This window comes from Terriglobus sp. YAF25 (genome assembly GCF_052113305.1).
Lineage (GTDB): Bacteria > Acidobacteriota > Terriglobia > Terriglobales > Acidobacteriaceae > Terriglobus.
In genome coordinates, this window is the sequence record NZ_JBFRCY010000228.1 from 1 (window position 1) to 6,027 (window position 6,027).

General features: G+C 60.5%; 2 protein-coding genes and 1 pseudogene. All 3 read right to left on the reverse strand.

Translation table 11 applies throughout. The annotated features are described in order from the left end of the window. Positions 1-3,971 (reverse strand): alpha-2-macroglobulin family protein (locus AB4043_RS11415; protein WP_442307088.1); only part of this gene is annotated, 3,971 nt, incomplete at its 3' end. Continuing rightward, positions 3,968-4,975 (reverse strand): DUF1175 family protein, encoded by a 1,008-nt coding sequence (locus tag AB4043_RS11420; protein WP_442307089.1) that lies wholly within the window; start codon positions 4,973-4,975, stop codon positions 3,968-3,970. The genes AB4043_RS11420 and AB4043_RS11415, both read right to left, overlap by 4 nt. Before the next feature lie 48 nt (positions 4,976-5,023). Beyond that, positions 5,024-6,027, reverse strand: a pseudogene (locus AB4043_RS11425) (hypothetical protein); the annotation flags it as partial.

Here is a 6,027-nt window from a genome sequence, read left to right on the forward strand (position 1 = left end):
GCGAGGTAATCCACCAGGCCGAAGAGAGCAGTAGCGGTCTGCTCGGTGGAATCCCACCATCCGCCGCTGTTCCGCGCCAGCATCAGCCACTGTGCCGCATTCGGCAGCATGGCATCGTTTGCGTCGACCTTGGCAAGCAACCGCAGGACATAGGCCGTTGCTTCCGTGTCATTCGGATATTCGGTATCGAGCGTGGGGACGTAGCTGCTCTTCCAGAAGACCAGCTCGCCCTGATGCTGGGCCTTGGACTTCAGCAGCGCCGCGATCTCGCCTGCACGCTTATCGCCGGCCTGCAACATCGCCAGGCCCGTCATTGCCAAGGGCTCAGCATCCAGGTCCTTGCGGCGGCTGTACTGCGTGTCGAACGCCTCGCCGAGCTGTTTGTCGCCGGCCATGGCCAGCGCATAGACAACGGCAGCGCGAAGCTCCGGACGCATTCGCGGATGCTGCTGAAGCTGCTGCTTCRGATACTGCCGTCCGCGCCCCATCATCGAGTGCTGCTCCGGCGTCAGCGGCGTAAATTCCGCTCCCGCACCCAGACCGGCGACCACATACGAGGTCATATGGACGCGGCTCTCATCTTCCTTCCACCAGCCCCAACCGCCATCGTCGTGCTGATAGTCCTGCAGGCGTTCCAGACCGGCGTTCATCTTGGCCCGCAGATCGGCAGGATCGATTACGGAAGGCACCTTCAGCCTGGCCAGCGTCTCGGCCACGATGACGTTGGGCAGATAACTGGACATCGTCTGTTCGGTGCAGCCGTAGGGATAACTGGTCAGGTAATCGAGCGCCGAGAAGAGCGAGCCGGCGATCGTTGGGCTGACGTCAATGCGGATGGAGTGTGCGGCTGCATCGGTATTAGCCGGGAAGTTGATGGGCACATTTGCTATGCCTCCCGTCAGAACGCCGCTCGGCGCGATGCTGCGAGCAACACCTGCCGGTTCGACCGGGAAGGTGATCTCCAGAGCGTCCGACTCAGCATCGGTGATGGCCGTTGCGGTAAGCTTCGCCGTTCCCACATGCGAGGCACGCAGACGCCATAGCGCCGTTGCCTCACCCTTACTGGGGATGATGATCTTCTGCTGGTTGCCGATCACGGTATCGACGCCATCCACGGCGAGGGAGATGGTCGCTTCCTTTGCTGTGTCGAGATAGTTGTGAACGATGACCGGCAGGGTGAGCTCATCCCCTTTGAGCAGGAAGCGCGGATTGCCCATCCGCACCAGGACATTCTTGCGCACCAGGACGCGGCTGATGGTGGAGCCTGCCTTCGAGTCCGTGGTAATGGCTCGCGCGGTCGCACGCCACGTCGTCAGCGAGTCTGGGAAGGTGAGATTCAACGTTGCGTGGCCGCCGGCGTCGGTATGGATACTGGGCTGCCAGAAGGCGGTATCCGGAAATGCCTTGCGGACGCGGGGTTTCTGCTCATTGCCGGGTTTGACCTGCGCCAGTTGCGGACGATACCGGTTCGACCGCATGGCCAGCATGGGTGACTTGCTGCCGGCGGAGCCGCTGAAGTAGAAGTCCAACGAGGAGTCGGTCTGCGCCTCCGCATACCGCTGCGGATAGAGAGCCCTCACCATATCGCCGCTGCTATCGGGATAGAGCGAATAGATTGCCTCGTCAACGACACCAACGCTAACGTCGGCGCTGACGGGCTTACCGGCGAAGTCACGCGTGGTGATCTGGTAGCTAGCTTGCTGTTGCGGCTGGAAGACGTCTTTTGACGGCGTCACCTCCACCTGCAACTGCTGCTGGGCAGGAGGCACCTTCAGCATCTTGCTGGCCTGGTAGAGCGTGCTGTTCTTGATAAACAGAGCGCTGACGTTCACATTCGGCTGTGACTCCGCGGTGATCGGCAGATCGAAGGAGAGCGTTGTTCCGTCAGCATGCAGCAACTGGCGGCGAAGCAGCGTATCGCCTTCGACGAGTACCAGGGCGTAGAAGCCGGGCTGGTCAGAGACCAGGCTGAGATGAGCCGTATCGGCGGGAGCATAGCTCTTCTTATCGGCGATGAGCTGCGTCGTCGAGGAGCTCTCACCCCATCCTGCCTGTCCTGCGCCGAGCACCCAGATCGAAGTGGTATCCACCGGCCCGCGAGTGCCTGGCTGTACCGGAGTTGCGGTCGCAACCAGTTGGGTCGACGTGAAGTTCGGTTCATTCACCGTCACCTGGCCGGTACCCTGACCACCGGCATCGGTCGTGATGTCGACTGCCGGGCCATCGATGACCTGCGGGTCGCGGCCATACTTTCGGTACCTGAGCTGAACGTGCACCTTCGCTGCAACCGGGTGATTGTCGTAGTCCACGGCGGTTACGCGGAAGCGGGCGGCTTCGCCGTTGTGGACGGCATAACTGATGGGCTCGATATTGATGCGGAAGGTGCCATAGGTCGCCAGGAAACGGCCGCGCCCGGTGATCTCGCGATTGGCTGCGTCGGTGACGCCGGCCTCGACCGTGTAGTCGTAGTCGCCGAAGTTCTTTTCATCGACGATGGTAGGGACCTGGATGGTCAGCAGACCATTAGCATCGAGTTTGCCGGTCTTTTCACTCTCTTCATCGCCGGCATAGCCGCTGGAATCTTCGCCGCTGTACTCGCTGGGAGATTCGTCGCTCTCCTCTTCCCCGCCCCACCAGTAATGCCGCTCGTGATAGATGCGGTACTTTACTTTGGCATTGGCAACGGGCTCGCCGAAGAAGTAGCGCGAATCGATGGTTACCGGCATCGTTGCACCTTCAAGCACGCGGCGCTGAGCTGAGGTGACAGTCACGCGATACTCTGGCTTGCGGTACTCCTCGACGTGGAAGCTGGCGAAGAGCCCGCCTGGTGGGTCACCGACACGGACGGTGTAGTAACCGAGCGCGGCATCGCGCGGAAGGTCGATCTCGCCTGAGAGTGTGCCGGTGGGCGACAACGTCATCTGGCGATCGAAGATGGCCTTATCAGTCGCATCGGAGATAGTGACATGGATATTGCCCTGTTTCGGCGCCGTAAGCAGGTTATTCGCGTGCTCACGGACAATCGCCTTCCAGTGCACCGTATGTGTCGGCCGGTAGACCGGCCGCTCGGTGTAGACATAGCCCACGTACTTTTTCTCAGAGTTGTAGGTCAGGGCCCATGTGCTCGGCGTGGAGACGGCAATGTCCTTTTCTTTGGATGCGACCACCCAGAGGGCATCTTCACGGGCATGGTCGACGGGCATCGGCAACCGCGCGACGCCGTTCGCGTCAGTACTGGCGGAAGCAACCGCCCTCTGTCCAAAGCCGGCATCGATCTTCACGCCTTCGAGCGGCTTCCCGCTGATGCGGTCTGTGGCATAGGCAAGCACGGCCCCGTTGCTGGTGCGCGTGACCAGCGCCATGGGAGTGACCATCACCAGTGTGTAGGCCTTTAGATGGCCGTCCGTCGCCTCCAACAGGTAAAGGCCCGCGTCCAGCTTCTGCTGGATGGGGAGATCGTTGTTATCGGAGACGTAGGTTGCGGGCACAACCTGTCGCCACCGGGCAACAAGCTGGCGCTGATTGAGGATGGGGATCTGCGCAAACTCGGCCTCGTTGATGATGCGGCTGCGGCGGGAGAGCGATGTCTGTTTGGCGCGCATAGAGTGGCGGGCTTCGCGCGAAAACTGGTACCGGAAGAAGTCACGGATGCGCTGCCAGAGCTGGGCCTTCCAGTCATGGAACTTTTCCAGCCAGGTCCGCTCATCGATGTGTTCGGAGCCATACGAGTAATCAGAGCCGAAGGAGTGCAGCTCCTTCAGGTTCTCGACAAACTTGACCGGATCATCGACGCGATAGATGCGGAACTCCAGCGAGTCCACATCGTGGGTATAGAGATGGATCGTCGGCTTGTCACCCGGAGCGAAGGTCTTGCTTGTGCTCAGGTTGAAACTTTGCGCGCGTGCGGATGGGTTTGAGGTGAGGACGAGGGCGGCGAGGAGAGCGAAGAGAGCGAGGCCACGCGGTCTCATTGAGGGTCCTCTCGGAGGATAGACCAACGATACACGCCGAGGAAGTTGGTATTGTGTGAAACCGGTCTCCAACGGGGATCGGGATGTTCCAGAAGATCTTCCAGTGCGACACGACGGATCTCCCCTGGCCCTGAGCCGATGGGGCCAGTGTGATATACTACCCAGTCTCGCTTGCTGCCGGTCACGATCATCGAATGGTAAGGAGAGTTCTGTTCCAGTTGCCGGAAAAAGAGCAGGTCTCCCTCGCGGGCGGYGCGAAGATCACGGGAGACGAAGAACGTATTGCGCTGCCATAGCGTCTTTGCGTCGGCAAACTGGGCGAAGCTGTCGTTGGTCAGGTCGACCGGGGAATACTTCCCATCGCGCACACGGAAGAGATTCGCTCCCAGAGGCGTAAGTGGATAGACGTACTGGCTGACAGAGCTGGAAGGTAAGGCGAACTCGATCGGCAGCGTTTCCTGCCAGGCCTCGTTGTGGGCGTGTAGGGCTCCCCGGTAGCACCAGCGCAACAGAGCGGCGCAGTCGTTGATCTCAGCCGGAAGCTTCTGCGGCGGGGTCGCCGCCGCCAGATCGGCGAGAGACGAGAACCAGCGCCGGAAGGCGGCGCGGTCGGCAGAGCTGTGCAGGCGGAGATACTCAGGCGTGCCATCGCCGAAGAGGTCGGTTGCGTCCGACGTGAAGTCCAGCGGGATGCTCAGGAGCCTGGGACCGTAGGTGACCTGCAGCCACCTATGGCCGGGCAGAACCGGCGATTGCACCAGGACGGAACCGTCCTCCAGCACTCGCGTGGCAACAACATTGGGCAGGCTGCTGATCTGGAGTTCGGCAGTTCCTTTTCGAACAAGGTGCGCAAGGCGATGCTCACGACCATCCGCCGGAAAGATGCGCTGCACCTGCGTCAGCCGGATGCCCGGACGTCCACGGACAAGCCAGACAACAGCGGTGCCCACAAGGAGTGGCACGATGACGAGAAGAAGAATTCGGCCCTGCGTTGCTCGGCTCACGGGTTTCGAGAGTGAGCATAACAGGGCCGACAAGGTTTGATGAGGATGTTAGAAACTAATTCGGGCCGCGAGCTGGATGCTGCGCGGATCTCCTACGCCGTTGGCTGCACCAAAGGTTGAGCTGGAAGTTGTGGGATAGGCTCCCGTTCCCCAGGTTCCGTTGGGCAGCATGTCGTTACGGTGGTTCAGCAGGTTGAAGGCCTCCGCGATCCCTTCCAGATGGACTCGATCCGTTAGAGCAATCGTCCGGTTTAGCCGTGCATTCATTCCGAAGAAGTCAAACCCGACGCCGGTGTTCCGGCCAATCACCGCCCCGGCAAGACCCTCCGTGCAGGGATTTGTCGCCGACAATGAATAGCCACCGGTGCAGGGACGCTGCGTCGTCTGCTGCTTCGTCTGTCCGCCGGTCACGATATTGAACGGCAGCCGTGAGTAGTACTGCAGCACTCCGCCGAACTGCCACCCGTGTGTGAGATGTCCCATCACTGTACTCGTGTGTGAGGTTGGCGAGTGAACACTGAAGTCAAAGACCAGGCGGTGACGCTGATCGTCATCGGAACGGCCTCGATCGACATTGAGATCGAAGTTATTGATCGGCGAGGAGAAGAAGAACTCGCTGATATTGTTGATGGCTTTCGACCAGGTATACGAGACCCGCGCTGAACCCCATGAAACCGGCCGCTGCACCAGCGAGACCGCGAAGCCGTCGTAATACGAATCGAACAACGAATCGTAGTAGCGAACGTTGCCGCGCGAGTTATCTGGCCGCGTGCCGTCGAGATTGATATTACGATTGACGGACGAAAGCAGGTGCAGGCCGCGTGTGTGTTGATAACTAAGTCCCAGAGTCGTTGCGCGAGCCAGTTGCTGCTCCAGGCCCAGGCTCATCTGCTGGGCATAGGCGTTCTGAATCCCAGGGCGCATTAGCGTGTAGCTGATCTTCGCGGCAGGATTCGGTGTCGTTGAGACGTTCGGGAACGATGGTGCGCCTACGTCTCCCGGAACATAGGTGTACTGCAGTAGGCGACCCTGCGTCGGGTCCTGCGTATTGT